A 24,509-nucleotide genomic window follows, 5' to 3' on the forward strand; every position below is an offset into this window, starting at 1 on the left:
AAATAACATAAATCGAAATATCCATATCTTTATATCATGCACAACAAACGAACAGGATATAGAATAATTCATATAAATACCCCTAACAAATAATGTCTATTATTTGGACACTAATATTTAACACTCAAAAATTCAATATATGCAAATAAATAAAAAATTTATAAAAATAATTATATTTTAATGTTATTCTAAAAGACATATATTAGAATGCTTGTTCGTATGTACATGACATCGATACCTGCACAGATAGGATACATGAACCCTCAAAATTACAGTATATGTTTATATTTTTTAAATTTTGAGTTTTCATATACAGCACACTACTTATTCAATTTGTTAATAAGATATTTAAAAAATTATGATATTTAATTAACAAGATAATATTCAACAATAAATATACTATATAATATATTTGTTTATCCAATCATAAAGAGCTCGTATTTTTGTTGCACAACACGCAATTAAAATAGTTTAATCAATGATTATTAATTTTTTTTTAAGAACATTATTATTAATTTAATTTTTTTAATATTTTATACTCAATTTTGTTTTTTGGCTTATGCATCTAATTGCGCACAAATTCCTATGATCAACAGTCTTTCTTCTATTGATCAAACTATCTGTGTATTATCCGACGAATTAAATATTTATTATCCTAATAAAATTAAGTTTTCTGGACATGTTAGAATAAAACAAGATCATAACATCTTCATGTCCGACAAACTAATAATATTACTTCAAGAAAAAAACGAATTATTGTACAATACAAAATTATATGCATATGGTCATATTGAGTATAAAAACAGCTATGTTATATTAACTGGAATTCGTGCTTGGATTAATTTTTATAATAAAAATATAGATATTCATGAAGGCACATATCATGTCTTAAAGCCTCCTATTCATGGAACAGCAAATTCTATAATGCAGAGGGGGGAAGGCCGCTATACTATTGTTAAGAAAGGAAAGTGTACTTCTTGTATTTCAAATAAAAATTATTGGAACATAACAGGATCAAAAATTCTTTATGATCATAAAACACACAATATGGATATATGGAATGCTTGTCTTAAAATAAAAAAAATACCAATATTTTACAGCCCCTATTTATCATTATCTTTGCATCAAAACAATATCTTAGGACACTACATACCAAACATTAAATATAGCAATAAAAATGGATTGATCTTAAAAATACCTTGTCCTATTTTTTTTTCAAAACATTGTTCGGGAAGTATTTCCCCATGTTATACATCTCACTTAGGAACAAAATTAGCAACAGAAATATACTATTCAGTTAAGCCAGGAACTGGATTATTAATTTTAGATCTTATAGGAAATAATAAAATATATAATAAAAATTTTTCCAATAATTACCATAACAAATATTGGCAACTATATTGGAAACATAACGGCATTATGAACAAAAAATGGCATTTTCATTCTAATTATACCTCGGCTACAGGCTCCGATAATTACATTGAAAACTTTAATATACCAACATATACACATTCTAATAATAATCACATCAACCAAAAAATACTATGCAATTATAGTGATAAAAATTGGAGCGCTAATCTAGCTTATTTTGGTATCACAAATACTAATACCACGATGATTAAAAATCATTCCAATTATAACAAAGCATTGCAATTAGAATTGAACTCATATATTGATTGCATCAATAATCAACCATTTAATTTAAAATTATTCAGTCAATTAACGCAATTTATACCTTCAAATTATCATTACCCAAAAACAATCAGAATACATACAGAACCAACTTTAGATTTCTCAATAAATAATCATTATAGTTATTTTAACAGCGAAGCCAAATTAAGAATAACACATTATCGACAAAAAAATGTAAATCATTACAACAGAATACAAAACCCAGATCATCATTTAAACAATATAGTTAACCGCATCATCCCACAATTTAAAATTAACGGAAAGATGATTTTCAAAGAAAAAACACATATTTCAAAAAAATATAAACATTTCTTAGAACCAAAATTACAATATTTATATGTACCATATCGTTTTCAAGAAAATATCGGTATCTACGATACTGATATGATTCATATAAATCATAATAATTTATTTCGTGACACTACATATAGTGGATTGGATCGTATTTTATCTGTCAATCAAATTACGGGAAATATAGCTATACGATGTTGTAAGAACAAAAACGAACTATTTTACGCGTCTATAGGTCAAATTTTTGATTTGAGACAACTGAATTTCAAACATATAAAAATATCTAAATGTACACAAAAAACTCCTAATATCATGTTATTTTCAGGAATAAGTCATTGGAATATTAACGATTATTGGAATGTAAACACTGAAATGCAATATGATATGCAACATCGTGCATTATCATTTGGGACTATAATATTAGAATACCTAGGTAAAGACAATCAAGTTTTACAAACACATTACAGACATACCAACGAACAATATCTTGAAAAAATACTACCAAACATTAAAGAATCAATATATCACAACACAATTGCTCAATTAGGAATACTTGCTTGTTATCCTTTAATTGATAATTGGAAAGTAAGTTGGGCACATTACCATAACATAAAAACTAATCAACTCATTGATCAAACAATAGGAATACAGTATTATACACCATGTTGGGGAGTGAATATATCTTGTGAGCGAAAAATGATTGATTGGAGTAAAGAATTAAACCGCAGTATATATGATAACAAAATACGATTTGATATCAGAATATATAACTCTACGTCAAATTTTAAAACAAATCCATATAAGATGTTAAACATAGGGGTTTTTCCATATCAACACACATTTTAACCTTATTCATTGTATGACGACGTTAAATCAGGTTCATACTTATAATATTGTTTAATCGTATGAAATTTTGGCAAATATTAGTTCTAATGTTTACGTTCAAAACAAATATTGTTCTTGGAGCATTAAAAACAATCGATAAAATCGTAGCATTAGTAAATCATAATATTATTTTAGATAGTGATGTCAGAAACAATGTGTATACAATTCAAAATAACATCTCTGATACCCACAACAATATATTACAAGATATTTCATATTATCAACAAATATTAGATCAATTAATCATAGATAACCTCGTCTTACAGATTTTTGATCAACAAGAAATTATTAAGATTAATTATAATCAACTTAACCAAATGATTAATTGCATTTTAAATTTATATGATATGACATTCGATCAGTTTCATTCATATTTATATAATATTGGATTAAGTTATGAAAAATTTTATTTCCAACAATACCAAAATATGATTAAAACAATGATATGTGATCATGTTATGCATGATCGTGCTCATGTATTAACAAATGAAATAAATGAAATTGCCAAAACATCAAATATTATTGATTTTAACAAACAATTTAAATTGAAGCACATTATATTTTCATTACCAATACAACCCACTCAATACCAAATAGACAAAATAGAAGATTTTGCACGATTATTAATTGAAAAAAAAGAATTTAACAAAAATATCAAAGAATTGATGCGAACATATTCCAATAAAAATATTATTCAAATAATTAAAGTGCACGAAACAGAATGGATTTCATGGAAAGACATACCAATCATTTTTGAAAAACATTTACACACTACCAAAAAAGGTGATGTTGTCGGTCCAATTGTATCTTATGATGGAATACATATCATAGAAATAAAAGATATACGTCATAAACAAATTATACTACCTGTTACTAAAGTTACAGCAAAAATATTTGGTATTAAAAATTCGTGTAAAAATATAAATATAGTGGAAGAATTGTTACAAACCAAAGAACGAATGGAGAAAAGTAATATTACATTTGGAATGATTGTTAAAGAAAAATCAAAAGATATATATTGTAATCACTATACAGAAAATATAGTATACAAAGATTTAGATGATTTAGAACCATCAACTCGAAAAGTTTTAAGTTCTTTAAAAAGAAATGAAATTAGCATACCAGTATACACTTCTTTCGGATGGTGTTTAATTCAATTAATAGATATATCTGTACTGGATTATAATGAAATAATATATGAACGTGCTTATTTATATTTATTAAATAAAAAATTTCATGAAATTATGAAAAATTGGATTCAAGAATTACGATCCGAATCGTATATTAAAATCATCAACTAAAATGAAAAAAAAAAATAAACGATTTCGACGCATTGTGATTACTACAGGGGAACCAGCTGGGATCGGTCCTGACATAATCATTATGAGCGCGCAAAAAAAATGGCCTGTAGAGTTAGTCGTGTGCGCAGATCCTAATTTGTTATTAGATAGAGCGAAGCAAATCAATGTACCTTTAAGACTCCGTTCTTATCATTCTAAAAAATTAGCGTCTCCTTGTGTGTCCGGAGAATTATCTATATTAAAAATGTTACTGCCACAACAAGTTACACCTGGCCAATTGAATGTTAATAATAATAATTATGTTATTGATACTTTAACACGAGCATCGCAAGGATGTTTAAATGGGGAATTTTCAGCATTAGTGACAGGCCCTGTACATAAAGCTATCCTTAATAAAGGAAATATAACATTCAGTGGGCACACTGAATTTTTATCTCACATAAACAAATGCAAAACCACTGTAATGATGTTAATCAATAGCACATTACGTGTTGCTTTAGCCACTACTCATATACCTATACTATCTGTTCCAAAAATGATTACTCAACAATCTCTTTGCGATACTATTCCCGTTCTTGCTCAAGGATTAAAAAAATATTTTGGAATTGCATACCCTAAAATTTATGTATGTGGCTTGAATCCACACTCTGGAGAATCCGGCTATATAGGACAAGAAGAGATTAAAATTATTATACCTGCTTTAAATATTTTAAAAAAAAACATTAATTACGAACTAATAGGACCTTTATCAGCTGACACAATATTCCAAAAAAAGTATATGCAACATGCAGATGTAATACTAACTATGTATCATGACCAAGGTTTACCTGTTTTAAAATATTCTGGATTTGGTCAATCAGTGAATGTTACGTTAGGATTACCTTTCATTAGAACCTCTGTAGATCACGGTACTGCTCTTGAACTATCTGGAACAGGACAAGCATTACCCGATAGTATGATTATGGCTATTACAGTTGCGATTGAAATGATAAATAATCTTTATGCAAAAAAAATACTATAAAGATCATCTTATCAAGAAGAAATGGAGTCAAGTATTTCTTACAGATCAAAATATTATTGACACCATTGTTAAAACTATTAATCCTAAAAAACATCAAAAAATACTAGAAATAGGACCTGGTTTAGGTGCATTAACTCAACAAATTTTAAATACTGCAGATCTCAATTCCTTAATATTGATAGAACGTGATTTAAACTTGGTCAATCGCCTAATTCAAATATTTGATAAAAAAATCAATATTCTTTATCAAGATATAATGACAACAAATTTTTTTGATTTATCACATCAAGTTGGACAAAAACTACGATTAATAGGAAATTTACCCTATAATATAGCCACAGAATTAATTATATATTTATTTCAATATATTAATGTAATCTATGATATGCATTTTATGTTTCAGAAAGAAGTAGCTATGCGCCTTTACGCAAATCCCGATAGAAAAGAATATGGAAGATTAAGTATAATAACACAATATCATTGCAAAGTTATTCCATTGTTAACGATACCATCAACTTCTTTCTTTCCTATCCCAAAAGTAGAATCTATGGTTGTAAGTCTACTCCCCCACATAGACACTCCGTATCCAATCGTTAATATAGAAAAACTATCTTTTCTGACAAAATTAGCTTTTAGACAAAGACGAAAAACTCTTCGAAATAGTCTATCTACATGTTTTAACACAAAAGAAATTATACAGACAGGAATAAATCCAGAGTTGCGAGCAGAAAATATCACTATTGATCAATACTGCATACTAGCAAATATGTTAAATATAAATAGAAAATAAACTTACTTACATAATGTATTATTGTACTACATACAACTATTTTGTAATTGTATTTTAACTGAAAAATGGCTATACATTCCATCTTTATTAGGTTATTGTATATGATTGATTTATGACTTATTTATGTAAATAATCATAAGTCAATGTCATAATGATATAAAACTTAATTAATAAATACAAAAATGTTTAAAATGAATCAATCTTTATTGTAATGAGCAGTTATGTATTAAATAAAGCATATTTTCATATTTTATAAGATATATGTTTTGTTGTATGAGTGGTGCTTTTTAAAACAGAAACTTTATACTTATACAAAATATTAAAAATATTATGATATATATGTATTTGATCAATTTTTATTATAAAAATATATAATAGCCAAATGTCTACTTATTTTATTGGAGATGTTCACGGGTGTTACAAACACTTACAAACAATACTAAACCATGTATGCTTTAATCCTAAAGTTGATACCCTACATTTTACCGGAGATTTAATCGCCAGAGGACCAAATTCATTAGAGGTATTACGTTTAGCCTATGAATTGAAAGACAGTGCGTATCTAGTATTAGGGAATCATGAATTACATCTATTAAAAACATATTTTGGAATAATAGACTGTAATAAAAAACGCACAGATCAGTTTGATGCTATATTCAATGCTTCAGACATAGAAGATTTGATTAATTGGTTACGTCATCAACCTATGTTATTTATAGATGAAAACAATAAAATATTAATGACCCATGCAGGTATTAGTCCTAGTTGGAACGTTAACGATGCTAAAAAATATGCTAAAGAAATAGAAAAAATTTTAGTTAGTGACCATTATTTTTTACTTTTTAAAAAAGATATACATAACAATATATCCGATACGTATCACATTAATGATAATAAATTAAAACAAATACAAGAAAACATTAATGTATTCACACGCATGCGTTATGTTGATTTAAATGGAAAGTTAGATTTGAAATATAAAGGTATCCCTAAAGATGCCCCAGCATATATATATCCGTGGTTTTCTTTAAAAAACAAATTAATTGATCCCACATATAGTATAATTTTTGGGCATTGGGCATCTTTAGAAGGCACAAAAATTCCATCTGGTATTTATGGATTAGATTCTGGTTGTTGTTGGGGAGGGGCTCTGACTTTATTGCGATGGGAAGATAAAAAAATTGTAAGCATACCTTGTACTCTACCTGATTAACTTAAAAAATAATCAAACTTTAGAGATTATTTTTACATATTCTTACCATTTTTAATAAATTCGCATCATATGATTTCATTACTCTTGAAAGACAATTTATTGATTGATCTACAAATATTAGCTGAATTAATTAATATAACTGAATATCTTAATTATTAACCATAATAGTCTAGTCGTCACTTGTAACGTTCTAAAATAGAAAATTGTAGATAACAACAGTTTTCTCTAATTTCATAAAATTTATTAAAAACAGATCTCCATTCTCTTATATCATAATCAGGAAACCAAGCATCGCCATCAATTTCAACGATATTATGAATATATGTTAAATACAAGCGTTGTGCGTAAGGTAAAAAAATATTATATATTTCACTTCCTCCAATCACCATGACTTCAGGTGTATTTTGTATTAATAATAAAGCTGAATTTATATTGTCAGCTACAAAAACACCATTATAATTATTTAATAGATTACGACTTAAAACAATATTTAGTCTATTTAATAACGGTCTTTTTCCTATAGAATCAAATGTTTTACGCCCCATAATAATTGGCTTATATGAAGTATGATACTTAAACCACTTAATATCCATAGGTAAATACCAAGGAATAATATTTTTTCTTCCAATTATATGATTGGTAGTCAACGCAGCAATTAAACTAATAATCATTAAGCACAACATTCAAGTTTATATTTAAAATTAATAATACTTTTAATAAAATCTATAATTACTAAAATACACAGAGTATAATTGTGTAATTAATATTAATGAATCAATGACAGCTTTAATGTATTATTTTGGCATACATACATACATACATACCCTGAATTGATACCACATGTTCTGTAGTATCAATAATTAATGACACAGCTGTAGCAAAACTTCCGTTTATTATAGTAATAACATAATAAACTCCATATTTAATATTCCAAGTGCCCTGATTCCAAATATATCATTAAGAAATACTTACTTTATGAAAACAATCAAGATCAAATCTATTTAATAAACTAGGAAAATCATGAGTCTACGCAATGCTAAATTAATAAATATAGCGCCAAATATATTCATCACGAGTAACAATATAGCCGTGTTATATGCCCTTTTTTCGTATTAAATGAGTCAATTGACGAGTATCTACTTCTCTAGCAATTCCAACAATATTTTATTGTATTAAACAATTTAAAAGAGTTAATGTATAATGAAAATTACTAACAATTATTGCTAGGTCATGAATGATTAGCCCGCTTACTTGGATACAGAAGATTTATTATCAAATTTATTAGTCCCAATATTCCCAATATGAGGACAAGTCAATCTTACTATTTAGTATGCATATATAAGAAGGATCAGTAATTGTTTATTGATAGCCAGTTATTGATTGATGTGTGTTGAAGAACACTATTTCCCCTATCGTTTCTCCTTCTGATCCTATTATTTAACCATAAAATCGATTACCATCTTCTAGTACCAACAACGCTGATTTCATTACGATAACTCTATCTTAATAAGTAAATTGAATCATTAAATGTATAATTTATATTTTATTGATTAAAGGAAATTAATAGTTAAATATTTAATTAATATTACTATTATACTAGATTAAAATAAAACATGTGTAAATAAAATCTACAACGTTTTATTTATTATAAATTTTAAAAATTTTTAGTAGCATCAAATATGTATTCATATATGATATATGAATACATATTATTTACTTTCATCTATTCATCATAATGACGTGTTCATTTCTAAAAAATCGCTTATATCAAATAATCCGATTTTATCATGCCCTATCTAAAGAGCAGCGCGTAATGCTCCATGAGCAAATATTAAACGATCCGATGCTTTATGTGTGATTTCTAAACGTTCTCCTAGTCCTGCAAATAAAACAGTATGTTCTCCAACGACATTTCCGGCGCGTATCGAATGAATTAGTATATTATCGCAAGAGGATGTTGGTGCATACGTTGTAGAATCAAGATTAGAATCCATAATTTTATTAGAACGAACGGATCGCAATGTATTTACAATAATGTTCTGCATTGTTAAAGCAGTACCAGATGGTATGTCACGTTTCTTATTATGATGAGTTTCAATAATATTGATATCTGAAGTACTACCTATGATTTGAGTAATCCTATGTAACAGTTTAAATATTAACGCTACACCTATACTAAAATTAGAGGAAAAAACAATTCCTATTTTATGGGATGCATTTAAAATAAGATTCTTATGTATCTTATTAAATCCAGTAGTTCCAATAACTATATTTTTATTGTTATTAACGCAAAATTTTAAGTATTCTACAGATACATCAGGGGCAGTGAAATCAATTAAAACATCAAAATTATCTTTAATTGATTCTAAATTATCAGTAATTGTCACACCTAAAGTATCAGCGTTTATTAATGTTCCAACATCCATTCCACAAATATTAGTATTTAAACGTGCTATGGCAGCTCCTAAAACAATCTCTTGACTAAATTGTTTTTCTCCTTTAACAATACATTTTACTATTTCTTTGCCCATTCGACCAGTTACTCCTGTCACGGCAATACGAAGAAATGTACCGCTCATAATCTATTACCTTATTAATGATGTTTATTTATTAGATACAGAAAATTTATGACTCTGATTGGTTCTTATATATTGCGCACAGTAGAATAAAATATAAAAATTATTAATAAATTTTAGTAATTATTATTCTATGTAATAAAACATAATTAAACAACATTTCACGTTATTTGTAATTTGTTATAATCATTTTTTACGTTCAATACTTAATTTTACTGTCATGATAAAATTAAAAAATACACTATTATTATGAATATACTAAATTTTAGGTGTATCAAAAAATATGTTCTTTTCCTGGCCAACCATTTTTTCAACAACAACATGATCTGGACTTAACAGACGTAATTTTTCAATAACTTGGAGTACTAAAATATCTGGAGCTGATGCCCCAGCAGTAATACCAATGTTATTTATTCCATATAACCAATTTCTTTGAATATCATTAGCATGACCAATTAAATATGCACTCTTTCCAATACGACGTGCTAGCTCCATTAATCTTACAGAATTAGATGATGCCATTGATCCCACAACAAATATCATCTCTACCGCCAGAGCTAAATTTTTAAGAGCATTTTGTCTATTAAATGTAGCGTAACAAATATCATTTTTTCTAGGACCTAGAATATTAGGAAATCTTCTATTCAAAATTGCTATAATTTCTGCGGCATCATCTATCGACAAAGTTGTTTGTGTTACGAAAAATAAATGATTTGGATGATTAACTTGCACTGACCAGGCATCTGATTGAGATTCAACCAAATATATTTTTTGTTCAGAATTTATAGGAACATATTGCCCCATAGGTCCCTCTACTTCTGGATGACCAGAATGACCTATTAATATTACTTCCATATTATTACGATTCGCTAGAGCAACTTCTTTATGTACTTTAGTTACCAATGGACAAGTAGCATCAATTACTATTAAATTTTTAATTTTTGCCTGTTCTCGTATCCTTTTTGATACTCCATGAGCAGAAAAAACTAAAACCGATCCATTCGGCACCTCATCTAGTTGCTCAACAAAAATAACACCTTTATTAGATAATTGAGCGACTACGTAACTGTTATGCACTAACTCATGTCGCACATAAATTGGCGTGCCATATGTTTGTATAGATTTATCTACAATATTGATTGCTCGATTGACCCCTGCGCAGAACCCACGCGGGTTAGCTAATACAACTTTAATTATTTATACCTCTTCATATTCGTAAGAATATTTAATACTCATATAAAACGACAATTAATTTTAAACAATTTGTATAATTATATTAAAAAAATAACAACATATGTTATGTTTAAAACAATCCCTTGTACATATCATGATGTTAATTTAAGTTATTTTTTAAAAAATCATAATAGAATCTTCCTGTTAAGATGGTAATTCCTACACAAATTGCTATATCTGCAACATTAAAAGTTGGCCAATGCCAACTTTTAATGTGCAGATCAATAAAATCAACTACTGCTCCGTATAGTATTCGATCAAATAAATTTCCTAAAGCTCCTCCAATAATCATAGAGTAAGATATCCTATAACACCTAGAACGATCAATCAATTTATACAAGGCCACAATAAACGCTACGATCACTAATATTGTTATCCAAACAAATATCCCATGATAATATAAATGAGAATCGGCAAATAATCCAAAAGCTAATCCTGTATTACAAATATAATAACAATTAATGCCGGGCAATACTGATAACACCTCCCCAATACAAATGAGTCTTTACCCAATATTTTGTTCCTATGTCTAAAAACATTAACAACAAAGATAACCATAACCATTTTAAATTCTTATAATTATATTTTTTATGCATTGCATTAAAAAAACCTACGCTTTTCTCCTGAGCCAACTATGTTAGTAATACAACGAGAGCAAATATTTGAATAATTTTTATATTGATCAATGATATCTAATCTATAATGCCAGCAACGCTGACACTTTCTACCTTTAGCTTTTTCTAAAAGGATTTTCAACCCAGGTATTCCTTTTCGTTCACATTGAGTTACATTAAATTCATTGCAATAATCTAAAACTACAGCTGATGACGTTATTAATCCAAAAGAAAGCTCATGACCTAAAATACGCAATATATTTGCCAGTTTTGGAGTGGCATATAAAATTACACTGGCATCTAAAGATCCCCCGATAATACCAGTAAGACGCATTTGTTCAACTATTTTACTTACTTCACTTCTGACATTTAAAAAAGTATTCCAATTATCACTATTCATAATTTGTTTTGAACTTATACTAAATAAACCATTGTACCATTCTTCAGTAAATACATATTTTTATCTATTTCCTGGAATATATCTCCAAATTTCATCAGCAGTAAAAGATAAAATTAGAGCAATCCAACGCACCATAGATTCAATAATATGATACAATGCAGTTTGGCAGCTACGACGTTCTTTACTATTTTTTTTCATAGTATATTGTCGATCTTTAATAACATACAAATAAAACGAACCCATTTCTATTGAACAAAACTGCATAATTCGTTGTATTACATTATGAAAATTATATTTGTTATAATGCGATATTACTTCTAACTGTACAGATAATGCTCGATCTACTACCCAACAATCTAATTCAATCATATTTTCTGGATGTACACAATCTTGTTCTGGATTAAAATCACCAATATTAGCTAAACAAAATCGGGCAGTATTCCGAATACGCCGATACACATCGGTCGTATGTTTCAAAATAGAATTTGAAATTGTCATTTCTTTAGAATAATCAGAAGAGGCTATCCACAATCGTAATATATCTGCTCCGAAATCTTTTATTATTTCCTGAGGGCTAATGACATTACCAAGAGATTTAGACATCTTACGTCCCTGAGCATCTACAGTAAATCCATGAGTCAATACTTCTTTATATGGTGCTTTACCTGTCATTGCAGTTGATATAATCAATGATGACATAAACCAACCTCTGTATTGATCTGAACCCTCTAAATATAAATCTGGTGACTTATTATGGTATTCTAATCTCTCTGGTATTACCGAATAATGAGTAGAACCAGAATCAAACCATACATCAAGTATATCTAACACTTTTTCATATTGATCTATTTCTTCATTTCCTATGAGATCTTCAGTTTTTAAATCCCACCACGCCTGTATTCCACGTTGTTCTACATGTTGAGCGATTACTTCCATTAACTCAATCGTACGAGGATGTAAGATATCGGTTGTTTTGTGAATGAAAAGAGGTATGGGTACACCCCAAACGCGTTGCCTTGAAAGGCACCAATCCGGTCTATTAACAATCATTGTTTCAATGCTAGATTCTCCCTTATTTGGAATCCAACGTACTTTATGTATTGTTTCCAATAATTTATTTCTTAAATTATATTTATCCATACTTAAAAACCACTGCGTAGTAGCTTTAAAAATGACAGGAATTGCATGCCGCCAACAATATGGATAACTATGTTTATAATTGTAATTCACATGTAACAAAGAACCTGATTGACTTAATAAATTTATTATTATGTCATTTGCTTGAAATACTTGTACTCCATCTAACATAGGGTGTACATTAGATACATAACGACCTGTATCATTTATTATATTAATAACTTTAAGATTATATTTTTGAGCCACAATATAATCATCAACACCATGATTTGGAGCTATGTGTACTACTCCTGTTCCAGAATCTAATGTGACATGATTACTTAAAACAACAGGGATATCAAACGGCATGAACGGATGATGAAATTTTAACGATTCTAAAGAATTACCTGATGTTTCTCCTAAAATCTCCCAAGAAAAACATTGTATGCGTTGCATTACAACATCCACTAAATTAGCTGCAACAATTATATATTTATGATTATTCATTACAATCAATTGGTAATTGTGATTTGGATGCACCGAAATAGCTTGATTGGAAGGTAACGTCCAAGGAGTAGTAGTCCAAATCACTAATTCAACATTATGTTGACATAATTCAACATTGAATATTTTAGAAATATGCATACTATTGACTGCAGCAAAAGCAACATCAACAGCAGGAGAAAAATGGTTATTATATTCCACTTCCGATTCGGCTAGTACAGAGCAACATTGAAAACACCAATGTACAGGTTTTGTTCCTTTATAAAAGTAACCTTTAGATATAACCTTACTTAAAGTACGAATAATATTTGCTTCTGTCTTAAAATCCATTGTCAAATAAGGTCGTGACCAATCTCCTAAGACACCTAACCTTACGAAATCTTTTTTTTGTATTTCTATTTGATCTAAAACATAATTACGACAGATACTTCGAAATTCATTTGGATCAACACTAATTCTTGGTTGCCCTATTAACTGTTCTACTTGCAGTTCGATAGGTAATCCATGACAATCCCAACCGGGTATATAGGGAGCATTATACCCCATTAAGTTTTTATATTTTAGAATAATATCTTTAAGTACTTTATTTACTGCATGACCTAAATGAATCCTACCGTTCACATAAGGTGGGCCATCATGTAATACAAATAATTTTTTTTTGATTTTTTTAAGACGAATTGCTTCGTATAAATTATCTTTATACCAACGTTTTAAGACAATAGGCTCACATACAGGTAAATTAGCACGCATTGGAAATAATGTATGTGGTAAATTCAAAGTATTTTTATAGTTAATCATTTATAAATTATTCCGTTTTATAAACTTTATTTATATTATTAATTTTATTAAAGTAACTACGTACTTTTATTATATCGTTTTTAATTTGATGCTGTAATGTTTTCACGGAACTGAAATATTGTTCATCGCGTATTTTAGACAAAAAAACCACTTTAACATGATAAGTATATAGATTTGTAGATATATTTAATAAGTGTACTTCTAATTTTTGTTGATTTTTTCCAGTAATTGTCGGACAAATTCCCACATTAGCTATACCCGGTAATGGTACGTTAGAAATACCATATACCTCTACTGCATATACACCATGTACGGGTAATCGTTTACCTTGTAATGATATGTTAGCCGTAGGAAACCCAATTCTACGGCCTAATTCATTTCCGCGAACTACACGACCAGAAATACAATAAGAATGTCCCAGTAATAATTCAGCATCCAACATTCTATTTTCCACTAAAGCGACACGTATCGCAGTACTACTTATTCTTTGATTGTTTTCATCAAGATAAGTGGCGACACGTATTACTTCAAAACCTTCATTTTTACCCATTTTTTGCAATAAAATAAAATCCCCTTTTCTAAAAGCACCGAATCTAAAATCATCCCCGATATAAATAAACCGTACGTCTAATTTAGATATTAATATATTTTTAATAAAATTATATGCTTCAATAGCAGCAAATTTTTTATTAAAAGTAATACACAAAATGACATCTACTCCTGCTACACATAAATAATTAACTTTATCTCTTAATCTAGTTAATCGCATTGCTATTATATTAGAGAGATACTCGTTAGGTTGTGGTTCAAAGATCATGACCACAACAGGTAATTTCAAAGTGTTTCTTTTTTTTTGTAACTTTTCGAGCAATGCCTGATGCCCACGATGAAATCCATCAAAATTACCAATAGTAAGTATACAACCTTTATGATGGGGTTTTATATTATGTAATCCTCTAACAAATTCCATGTTAAATTCAAATAAATTTTTAAAAAAATATCTATATTTATTTATATATTTTTAAAATACTGACCTTATTTTATTTAATTTAAAAATAATACAATTTAAAAATAGATTTATAAAAAAAGATATTATCTAACGTATAGATAATCGCATTTAAAATAATAAATAACAATTGAAATATACAATTTAAAAATATAACATAATACATAAGTGCAATTAAAATTTTAATATTTGGGGGTATTGTAGATTGGCTAATACTAAATCAGCTCAAAAATCTCTTATAAAATCAAGGAATCAACGAAAGTATAATATAAGCAGAAAATCTATGTTGCGTACTTTTGTAAAAAAGGTATATATAGCAATTGCATCTCAAGATAAAACAACCGCAATGACTGCATTTATTGCTATGCAGAAAATAATAGATCGTCAGGCTTGCAAAGGATTAGTTCATAAAAATAAAGCCGCTAGGTGTAAATCTAGAGTATATGCACGTATTAAATCTATGGGTTGTTAATTGAAAAAATAAAGTAAAAGAGGAGATCATATCATAACAACAAAATTTAAATCATATATTTTAGAAATATCGTTGTCACTCAATCAACGAGTAAGATCATCGAAGAATTTTTTTACGCCATCAAAAAAACTTTTAGATCTAGGACTGTTTCTATTCCCATGAGGTCCTCCGAAACTATTTGACAAATCTTGAAGCAGTTGTTTTTGTATATCATTTAGTTTCACCGGAGTTTCTACTACCACTCTACATAATAAATCCCCGTTACCACCACTTCGAACTGATTTTACTCCTTTTCCTCTCATACGAAATAATTTTCCAGTTTGTGTTTCAGGAGGAATTTTTAATTTTACCCTGCCATCTAAGGTTGGCACTTCAATTTCTCCTCCCAAAGCTGCCATAGAAAAACTAATTGGTACTTCACAATAAAGATTTTTTTCTTCTCGGTCGAAAATTGGATGTTTTCTAATTTGAACTTGGACGTATAGATCTCCTGCAGGTGCACCATTTTTTCCAGATTCACCTTCTCCTGATAAACGTATTCGATCTCCTGTGTTTACACCTGCTGGAATTTTAACAGAAAGAGTCTTAGATCGTTCTACTCGTCCATTTCCACGACATCTGTTGCAAATTTCTTTAATAATTTTCCCGTGCCCATGGCATGTGGGGCATGATTGCTGTACAGAAAAAAAACCTTGGCGTATTTGAACTTGCCCTTGACCATGACATGTCATACAAGTAATGATATCTGAATTTGATCTCGCACCACTTCCACGACATTTCTCACATGCTGATAAAGTTGGTATGCATATTTCTTTAACAATTCCACGTACTGCATCCTCTAAACTCAACTCTATATTATAACGTAAGTCCGATCCTCTACCTGCACGATTTCTTCTATTTCCTCCAAATATATCTCCAAATACATCACCAAAAATATCGCTAAAATCTGCTCCTCCCGAATTTGTTGATGACCCCATATTGCCTGATTCAAACGCTGCATGACCATACTGATCATAAGCTGCACGTTTTTCTGAATTACTTAATATTTCATATGCTTCTTTAATTTCTTTAAACTTCGTCTCAGCTGTAGTATTTCCTGGATTACGATCTGGATGAAACTTCATTGCTAGGCGTTTATAGGACTTTTTGATTTCACGCTCATCCGCATTTTTGGAAATGCCTAAAATCTCATAATAGTCTGATTTAGCCATGGTTTTCTTTATATCCCTTTATATACTTATTAATTTAGCAATACACTTATAGATTCAATATTTTTTAATTGATAATTTTAATAATTAATTTTCTCCTACTCTACATTTATTTTTTTTAAGAATATTATTTTTTGTTCTTTACTTCTTCAAATTCTGCATCTACTACTTCTCCATTTGGATCAGAAGTACTGTTAGTAGCCTGAGATTTAGATTGCTCTTGGTTCTTTTGACTAGCTTCTAATAATTTTCCAGAAACTTTAATTAAAGACTGAATTTTAGATTCAATTTCACTTTTATCTTCATTCTTGATAACTAACTCCAATTCTTTTAATGCGTCTTCTATAGAAGATCTATCATCTAACGATAAATTATCACCAACTTCCGTTAATTGTTTTCTAGTACTATGTAACAAATGATCAGCTTGATTACGAATTTGTACTAATTCTTCAAATTTACGATCTGATTCAGCATTAGCCTCTGCTTCTTGCACCATTTTATTAATTTCTTCTTCATTTAAACCAGAAGAAGCTTTAATAGTAATTTTTTGTTCACGTCCACTATTTTTATCTTTAGCAGATACATGTAAAATACCATCTGCATCAATATCAAAAGTTACTTCAATCTGAGGTATACCACGCATTGCCGCTGCTATTCCATCTAAATTAAATTGTCCTAATGATTTATTATCGCTTGCTCTTTTTCTTTCTCCTTGTAAGACATGAATAGTGACAGCGGATTGATTATCTTCAGCTGTAGAAAAAATTTGACTATGTTTAGTAGGAATAGTAGTATTTTTAGCAATTAATGATGTCATAACCCCTCCCATCGTCTCAATTCCTAATGATAATGGAGTCACATCTAATAACAATACATCTTTTACATCCCCCGATAAAACCCCTCCTTGCACAGCTGCTCCTATAGCAACTGCTTCATCAGGATTGACATCTCTTCGCGGCTCTTTTTGGAAAAATTCAGATACTTTTTTTTGAACAAGAGGCATACGAGTCTGACCGCCTACTAAAATAACATCATGTATATTGGAAACAGATAAATTAGCATCTTTTAATGCTACTTTCAGTGGATCCATAGTACGATTAACTAAATCTTCCACTAGAGATTCTAATTTAGCACGAGTTACTCTAATATTCATATGTTTCGGCCCAGTATTATCTGCTGTAATATACGGTAAATTCACATCAGTTTGATGTGAAGCAGATAATTCTATTTTTGCTTTTTCTGCTGCTTCTTTTAATCGTTGCATTGCTAACGGATCATTATATAAATTAATATGTTGATCTTTTTTGAATTCATTTGCTAAATAATTTATCAAAAGACTATCAAAATCTTCCCCTCCTAAATGAGTATCTCCATTAGTAGACAGTACTTCAAAAGTTTTTTCTCCGTCAACATCATCAATTTCAATAATAGAAATATCAAAAGTTCCGCCTCCTAAATCATATACTGCAATTGTACGATTCCCCTTAGTTTCTTTATCTAGGCCATAAGCTAATGCTGCAGCAGTCGGTTCATTTATAATTCTTTTAACCTCTAAACCAGCAATACGTCCAGAATCTTTAGTAGCTTGACGTTGAGCGTCATTAAAATAAGCTGGGACAGTAATAACTGCTTCAGAAATTTGTTCTCCAAGATAATCTTCTGCGGTTTTCTTCATTTTTTTTAAAATTTCAGCGGAAACCTGAGGAGGCGCCATCTTTTGACCTTTAACATCTAACCAAGCATCTCCGTTATTAGCAGAAATTATTTTATACGGCATGATATTCACATCCCGCTGCACTTCTCTGTCTTGAAACCGACGACCAATCAATCGTTTAATAGCAAACAAAGTATTTTTAGGATTAGTAACAGACTGCCGCTTGGCTGGTTGACCAACCAAAATCTCTCCATCTTGTGTATAAGCAATAATAGAAGGAGTTGTACGATCACCTTCACTATTTTCTAATACACGAGGTTTATTACCTTCAATAATTGCAACACAAGAATTGGTAGTTCCCAAATCTATGCCAATAATTTTTCCCATCTACACATCTCCACTGAAAAATCGATTTAATCATACCATGCACCTGATATGCGGTCAAAACTGCACTTTTCAACCTTGAAACAAGTTTGTTTTCAAAACTTTTCAAAAAAACGTTATATGAATTTAATATAATCAATTGTTTTTTTAAGATCACAAATAAAATCATACAATATCCATATAAATAACAGAAAAAACTTGTTATTTATATAATATATAATTTTTCATCATTACCCTTCACAAACACCACCTTATTATGTATCATACATGATTATTAAAATACCATTAGACACATCAATAAATACACAAATGTAACAAATATTAGAATTTAATATAAAACATCTATGTTTGTAGTATTTGTATAATATTTTAAGACATTATTCTTAAAATTAGATTACGTAACGAAGAAAAACATTTAGATATTTCATGAGATAATACAGGCAATTTCATACGTTCTTTTAGTATAACTGGTAATATTACTTGTATCTTTTTTTTCAAAAAGTGCTCCACTAATTCTTTAAATTTAACAGGATGTGCAGTGCCAAGACATATACCAAATTCATCAGAATGCAATTTATCACGTAGCAATCGATATGCTACAGCAGTATGCGGTTCAGAAAGATATCCTAAATCTGCAATTTCTTGGACTGTTTTTTCAGTGATAAAATCGCTAACACAACCGTATTCTAATTCTCTAATAGATTTATTTTCTCGAAGAAACAATTCCTCTATTCTAGACCAATTGTTTGGAGAACTTACATCCATAGCATTAGAAAACGTTGAAACAGTAGGACGAGGTTCCCAATAACCATATTGTAAAAATCTAGGCACAGTGTCATTAATATTAGTAGCAGCAATGAACTTTTTTACTGGTAATCCACAAGACTGAGCTAATAATCCTGCGGTTAAATTTCCAAAATTACCACTAGGAACCGCAATCACCAATTTATTACGCACTTGATACGGTAATTGTGATACTCCTTCAAAATAATAACAAATTTGAGCTAACAATCGACCAATGTTAATAGAATTAGCAGAATTTAAATCTAATGCCTGTTGTAATACACTATCATCAAAAGCTTGCTTAACTAAATTTTGACATGAATCAAAATCTCCATTTACTGATATTGTAGAAACATTACCTCCTAAAGTGCAAAATAATTTTTCTTGTAATCTACTAATCTTGCCTCTAGGATAAAGAATTATAACATGTATATTGCTTAAATTAAAAAAAGCATGAGCCACTGCAGCACCTGTATCTCCAGAAGTGGCGGTAAGAATAACCATCGGTTTATCAAATCGATGATTAATATTATTTAACATTTGCGCCATGAATCTACTACCAAAATCTTTAAAAGCTAAAGTTGGTCCATGAAAAAGCTCTAAAACCGAAATATTATCATTTATATGTACTAGTGGTACTGGAAAATTAAAAGCATTTCTAACACAAGTTAATATACTATTTTTTGATAATTCAGAACCAATATACGCAGACAAAATATGTGTGCTACGTTCTATAAAACTCATCTCTAAAAGAGAATTGATTTCAAATATAGAGAATTTTGGAAGATTTTTTGGAAAAAATAATCCCTGCTTTTTTCCTAATCCTTTCAAGAGAGCTTGAGTAAACGTGACTTGTTCATTATGTTGCTTAATATTATATAGTTTCATTCATTATTCACCATAATACGTGCTCCAAGCTTATCTACAAAACAAATTTGAACAAAACCTGAATTATTTTGTAAATAAAAACGTGATAGCCAATCAGAAATATCTTCTATTACATCATGATTATTGCATAATGCAAAAACTGTGGGACCAGACCCTGAAATACCACAAGATATAGCACCTTTTTTCATAACATTATGACGCATATAAGATAATTCCATCGGAAATAATTGCGAACGATAAGGTTCTGCAATAATGTCCTTCATACATTTAATTGCTAAATCTTCTTGATTAGTATGACAAGCATGTATGAAACCGGATAAATATTGACTATGATTGATACAATCTTCACGATCATATTTGTTTGGTAGTACTGATCGAGATGTTGCTGTAGATATTTTAATACCTGGATACGCTATAATCCATAACCAATCATCAAAAATAGGAATTTTCTGGCTGACAGCATTACAATTTTTCAAAATCAAACGCATACTCCCTAAAAAACAAGGCGATACATTATCAAAATGCATTGAACCAGAAACTTTACCTTCCATTTCTCCCATTAGCGCGAGCAGTTGATCTGTATTAAGTGGACATCCGCAATGATAATTCATTGCTACTAATACAGCTACTATGGAACAAGCACTAGAACCTAAACCAGAAGAAACAGGAACATTTTTTTCTAGTGTGATATTTAAACAATATGTTTGTCCTAAAATTTCACAAAACTTTTTCCAACATTGGAATACAATATTTTCTTCTAATTGTGCCGGTAATTGATGATGAAAACATCCTGTATTTTGTAAGCTAAATGTATTAGCATTTTCAATGCTAATACAATCTCCGAGTAAGCTACCATTTATGGGAGAAATTGCCATTCCTAATGTATCAAACCCCACTCCAATATTACCAATAGACGCTGGTGCGTAAACTCTAGTCATACCCAGATACATCCTTATTTTTATTATGATAAAGTACGTAACAAATCTGCAAATACTCCTGCTGCTGTAACATTATTACCTGCTCCATAACCACGTAATACCAATGGTATTGGTTGGTAGTATCGTGTAAAAAATGCAAGAGCATTTTCTCCATCTTTTACTCTAAATAATGGGTGATTATTATTTATAGATTCAATTTTCACACAGCACCGTCCTTCCTGTATATTACCCACGTAGCGTAATACATGTCCTAACTTATATGCCCTTTGATATTTATCAAAAATAACATTATCTAGTAGAGATAATTTTTTTAAAAAATTATCTGTATCATTTTTGCTAATGAAATTATGAGGTATTACTGGATCCACTTGAATATCATTTAATTCTAATTCATATCCGACTTCTCGTGCTAAAATTAATAATTTTCGAGCTACGTCTATACCAGAGAGATCATCTCTGGGATCCGGTTCAGTATAACCTTTCTTCTGAGCCAATAAAGTTGCAGCAGATAACGATAAACCTTCATCTAATTTTCCAAAAATAAACGATAAAGATCCAGATAAAATACCTGAAAAACTTATTAATTTATCTCCAGCATTTAATAAATTTTGTAGATTTTCTATAACTGGTAATCCAGCTCCTACATTAGTATCGTATAGAAATTTCTTGCGTGATTTTATCACAATATCCCTAAGCATTCTATATTGTTCCATAGATCCGGTGTTAGCTTGTTTATTTGGTGTAATCACATGACAACCATTTAATAAAAAATCCACATAACAATTAACTACATCGATACTACTAGTACAATCAACGACAACTGGATTTAACAAATGATTTTCTTTTATAATTTCTATTAATTTTTTTAAATTGCAAGATTCACAATTTTTATTTAGAGATGATTCCCAACGATTTAAATCAATCCCATTTATGTCTATACACATCATTCGAGAATTAATAATACCACATACTCTTAAGTCAATATGTTTGTTTTTTAACCAATGTCTTTGACGTCGAATTTGTTCTATTAAAGCTGTACCAACACCTCCGGATCCAATAATAAATACTTCTATTAGTCGATCAGTGCTAAATAACATTTGATGAGCTACTCTAATACCCATAGCAGCAATATTGTTTTTTACCACCACCGAAATAGAACGCTCTGAAGATCCTTGAGCAATTGCGATGATGTTAATATTAGCACGAGCTAACGCTCCAAATAATTTATTGGACAAACCAAGTTGAGTACGCATACCATCACCTACAACCGAAATAATTGCAAGATCTTGTATGATATCTATTGGTTCCAAAAGTCCATTTTTTAATTCTAAATTAAACTCTTCATTTAATGCAGCGCAAGCTTTTGATAACTCTTGATAAGGTACGCAAAAGCTTATACTATATTCAGAAGATGATTGAGTAATTAATACTACTGAACATATGGCCTTAGACATTGCAGAAAATACACGAGCAGCCATACCAATCATTCCTTTCATTCCTGGTCCAGAAATATTTAACATTACCATATCATTTAAATATGTAATTCCTTTCACTATATTAGTTGTATCATTATTAATTGGGCCAATTAATGTTCCAGGAGCATTAGGTTTGAAAACATTTTTTATTAAACAAGGTATATGAAATTGAGCAATCGGTAAAATAGTACGAGGATGTAAAATTTTAGCTCCAAAGTAAGAAAGCTCCATAGCCTCTTGATAAGATAATGAATTTAATAATTTCGCATTAGGTACTTGATGCGGATCACACGTATAAATACCATCTACATCTGTCCAAATTTCACAACGACTAGCCCCTAAACAAGCCGCTAAAATTGCAGCTGAATAATCAGAACCATTCCGCCCTAAAGCAACCAATTCACCCTGATCATTTCCTGCAGTAAATCCAGCCATTAACATAATATCTAAATGAGAAATAGGTATATTTTTAATACGCCGTGCAGATTCTTCAATATTTACCATAGAAGCAAGATACTCTTTTCCTTGGGCTACGAGATTATCTACTGGATTAATAACAGTTATCTGAAGGTTTCTAGCATTTAAAAGCTCTTCCATTAAAATAATGGACAACTTTTCTCCCAAGCAAATAATATTAGCATTTACATTATCTGGACAAAATTTTAACAATGAAATTCCATGTAACAAATTTTTTAAATGAATAAATTCTTGTTCTAGTATAAGATTTAAAGTTATATAATTAAATCCGGATTGAATATGAGCTATATCTTTCAGTAAAGTATTAAAAATAGTTTCTATATTGTGAATATGTTCTAATACAGAACTACCATTCAATGTGTGATTAATGACTGATATTAGATTATTAGTAATCATTGCAGGAGCCGATAATACTGCTGCTATTTTTTCTTCTTGAGCGTTTTTTTCAAGAATGTTGGCAACATGGATAAACTGATTTGCATTAGAAAGTGAAGTTCCACCAAATTTCAATACTCGCATGTTTTGTCTCCTAAATACGACTCTAATATCCCTGAATCTGCATTAATAAAAATAGACAGCAAAGATCGCTAATGTTTATCTACATGTACTACTATATTTCATTGGGTAGATAATTATAATAGATAGTTAAAAATTAAAACTAACACACATTATATCTAATTATATCATTATATTAATAAATATAGTACTATCTACAATTAAAAATTTTTTAAAAATCAATTATCATTTAAGTATATGATAAAATATTACTAATGTAGTGATATCTTGTTTG

At 29.4% G+C, this 24,509-nt stretch carries 16 protein-coding genes and 1 pseudogene; 6 read left to right on the forward strand and 11 right to left on the reverse strand.

What is annotated here, in order from left to right:
• Positions 1–585: 585 nt before the first annotated feature.
• From lptD to M9409_RS02160, 5 genes are all read left to right on the forward strand, one after another.
• Positions 586–2,829: an LPS assembly protein LptD gene (gene lptD / locus M9409_RS02140; RefSeq protein ID WP_250226736.1), complete on the forward strand. Its 2,244-nt coding sequence runs from the start codon at positions 586–588 to the stop codon at positions 2,827–2,829.
• Between the two features lie 59 nt (positions 2,830–2,888).
• Positions 2,889–4,169, forward strand: a complete 1,281-nt coding sequence (locus M9409_RS02145) for a peptidylprolyl isomerase (protein ID WP_250226737.1) — start codon at positions 2,889–2,891, stop codon at positions 4,167–4,169.
• A 1-nt stretch (position 4,170) separates the two neighbouring features.
• Complete coding sequence (pdxA, locus tag M9409_RS02150) at positions 4,171–5,190, forward strand: 4-hydroxythreonine-4-phosphate dehydrogenase PdxA (RefSeq protein ID WP_250226738.1); 1,020 nt, start codon at positions 4,171–4,173, stop codon at positions 5,188–5,190.
• Positions 5,171–5,980: a 16S rRNA (adenine(1518)-N(6)/adenine(1519)-N(6))-dimethyltransferase RsmA gene (gene rsmA, locus M9409_RS02155; RefSeq protein ID WP_250226739.1), complete on the forward strand. Its 810-nt coding sequence runs from the start codon at positions 5,171–5,173 to the stop codon at positions 5,978–5,980. The genes pdxA and rsmA overlap by 20 nt, the downstream gene beginning before the upstream one ends.
• Positions 5,981–6,362: 382 nt before the next feature.
• The gene (locus tag M9409_RS02160) at positions 6,363–7,193 is read left to right on the forward strand and encodes a symmetrical bis(5'-nucleosyl)-tetraphosphatase (protein WP_250226740.1); all 831 of its coding nucleotides are present in this window, start codon (positions 6,363–6,365) and stop codon (positions 7,191–7,193) included.
• A 176-nt stretch (positions 7,194–7,369) separates the two neighbouring features.
• Here the strand turns inward: M9409_RS02160 and M9409_RS02165 are convergent, their stop codons facing one another.
• The 6 genes and pseudogenes from M9409_RS02165 to ribF all read right to left on the reverse strand — a co-directional run bounded on the left by M9409_RS02165 (position 7,370) and on the right by ribF (position 15,404).
• Entirely contained in the window at positions 7,370–7,864 is a 495-nt protein-coding gene (locus tag M9409_RS02165) for a dihydrofolate reductase (RefSeq protein ID WP_250226741.1), read from the reverse strand.
• Between the two features lie 1,125 nt (positions 7,865–8,989).
• Complete coding sequence (dapB, locus tag M9409_RS02170) at positions 8,990–9,772, reverse strand: 4-hydroxy-tetrahydrodipicolinate reductase (RefSeq protein ID WP_250226742.1); 783 nt, start codon at positions 9,770–9,772, stop codon at positions 8,990–8,992.
• Between the two features lie 255 nt (positions 9,773–10,027).
• Complete coding sequence (ispH, locus tag M9409_RS02175) at positions 10,028–10,909, reverse strand: 4-hydroxy-3-methylbut-2-enyl diphosphate reductase (RefSeq protein WP_250227202.1); 882 nt, start codon at positions 10,907–10,909, stop codon at positions 10,028–10,030.
• A 193-nt stretch (positions 10,910–11,102) separates the two neighbouring features.
• Positions 11,103–11,486, reverse strand: a complete 384-nt coding sequence (gene lspA / locus M9409_RS02180; protein WP_250226743.1) for a signal peptidase II — start codon at positions 11,484–11,486, stop codon at positions 11,103–11,105.
• Between the two features lie 116 nt (positions 11,487–11,602).
• Positions 11,603–14,434, reverse strand: a pseudogene (gene ileS / locus M9409_RS02185) (isoleucine--tRNA ligase).
• A 7-nt stretch (positions 14,435–14,441) separates the two neighbouring features.
• Positions 14,442–15,404 (reverse strand): bifunctional riboflavin kinase/FAD synthetase, encoded by a 963-nt coding sequence (gene ribF / locus M9409_RS02190; protein WP_250226744.1) that lies wholly within the window; start codon positions 15,402–15,404, stop codon positions 14,442–14,444.
• Between the two features lie 241 nt (positions 15,405–15,645).
• On the opposite strand from ribF, the gene rpsT reads away from it, so the two are divergent.
• On the forward strand, positions 15,646–15,912 hold the full coding sequence (rpsT, locus tag M9409_RS02195) for a 30S ribosomal protein S20 (RefSeq protein ID WP_250226745.1): 267 nt from the start codon (positions 15,646–15,648) through the stop codon (positions 15,910–15,912).
• Positions 15,913–15,995: 83 nt separating this feature from the next.
• Here rpsT and dnaJ read toward each other — a convergent pair whose 3' ends face one another.
• The 5 genes from dnaJ to thrA form a co-directional block, all read right to left on the reverse strand.
• Complete coding sequence (gene dnaJ / locus M9409_RS02200; protein ID WP_250226746.1) at positions 15,996–17,123, reverse strand: molecular chaperone DnaJ; 1,128 nt, start codon at positions 17,121–17,123, stop codon at positions 15,996–15,998.
• A 124-nt stretch (positions 17,124–17,247) separates the two neighbouring features.
• Complete coding sequence (gene dnaK / locus M9409_RS02205; RefSeq protein ID WP_250226747.1) at positions 17,248–19,161, reverse strand: molecular chaperone DnaK; 1,914 nt, start codon at positions 19,159–19,161, stop codon at positions 17,248–17,250.
• Positions 19,162–19,527: 366 nt separating this feature from the next.
• Positions 19,528–20,829, reverse strand: a complete 1,302-nt coding sequence (gene thrC, locus M9409_RS02210) for a threonine synthase (RefSeq protein WP_250226748.1) — start codon at positions 20,827–20,829, stop codon at positions 19,528–19,530.
• A complete protein-coding gene (thrB, locus tag M9409_RS02215; RefSeq protein WP_250226749.1) occupies positions 20,826–21,767 on the reverse strand; it encodes a homoserine kinase in 942 nt (313 codons plus the stop codon). Before thrB ends, thrC begins: the two co-directional genes overlap by 4 nt.
• A gap of 23 nt (positions 21,768–21,790) precedes the next feature.
• Positions 21,791–24,238: a bifunctional aspartate kinase/homoserine dehydrogenase I gene (thrA, locus tag M9409_RS02220; protein ID WP_250226750.1), complete on the reverse strand. Its 2,448-nt coding sequence runs from the start codon at positions 24,236–24,238 to the stop codon at positions 21,791–21,793.
• Between the last annotated feature and the right edge of the window lie 271 nt (positions 24,239–24,509).

This window comes from Blochmannia endosymbiont of Camponotus sp. C-046 (assembly GCF_023585865.1).
Taxonomy (GTDB): Bacteria; Pseudomonadota; Gammaproteobacteria; order Enterobacterales; family Enterobacteriaceae; genus Blochmanniella.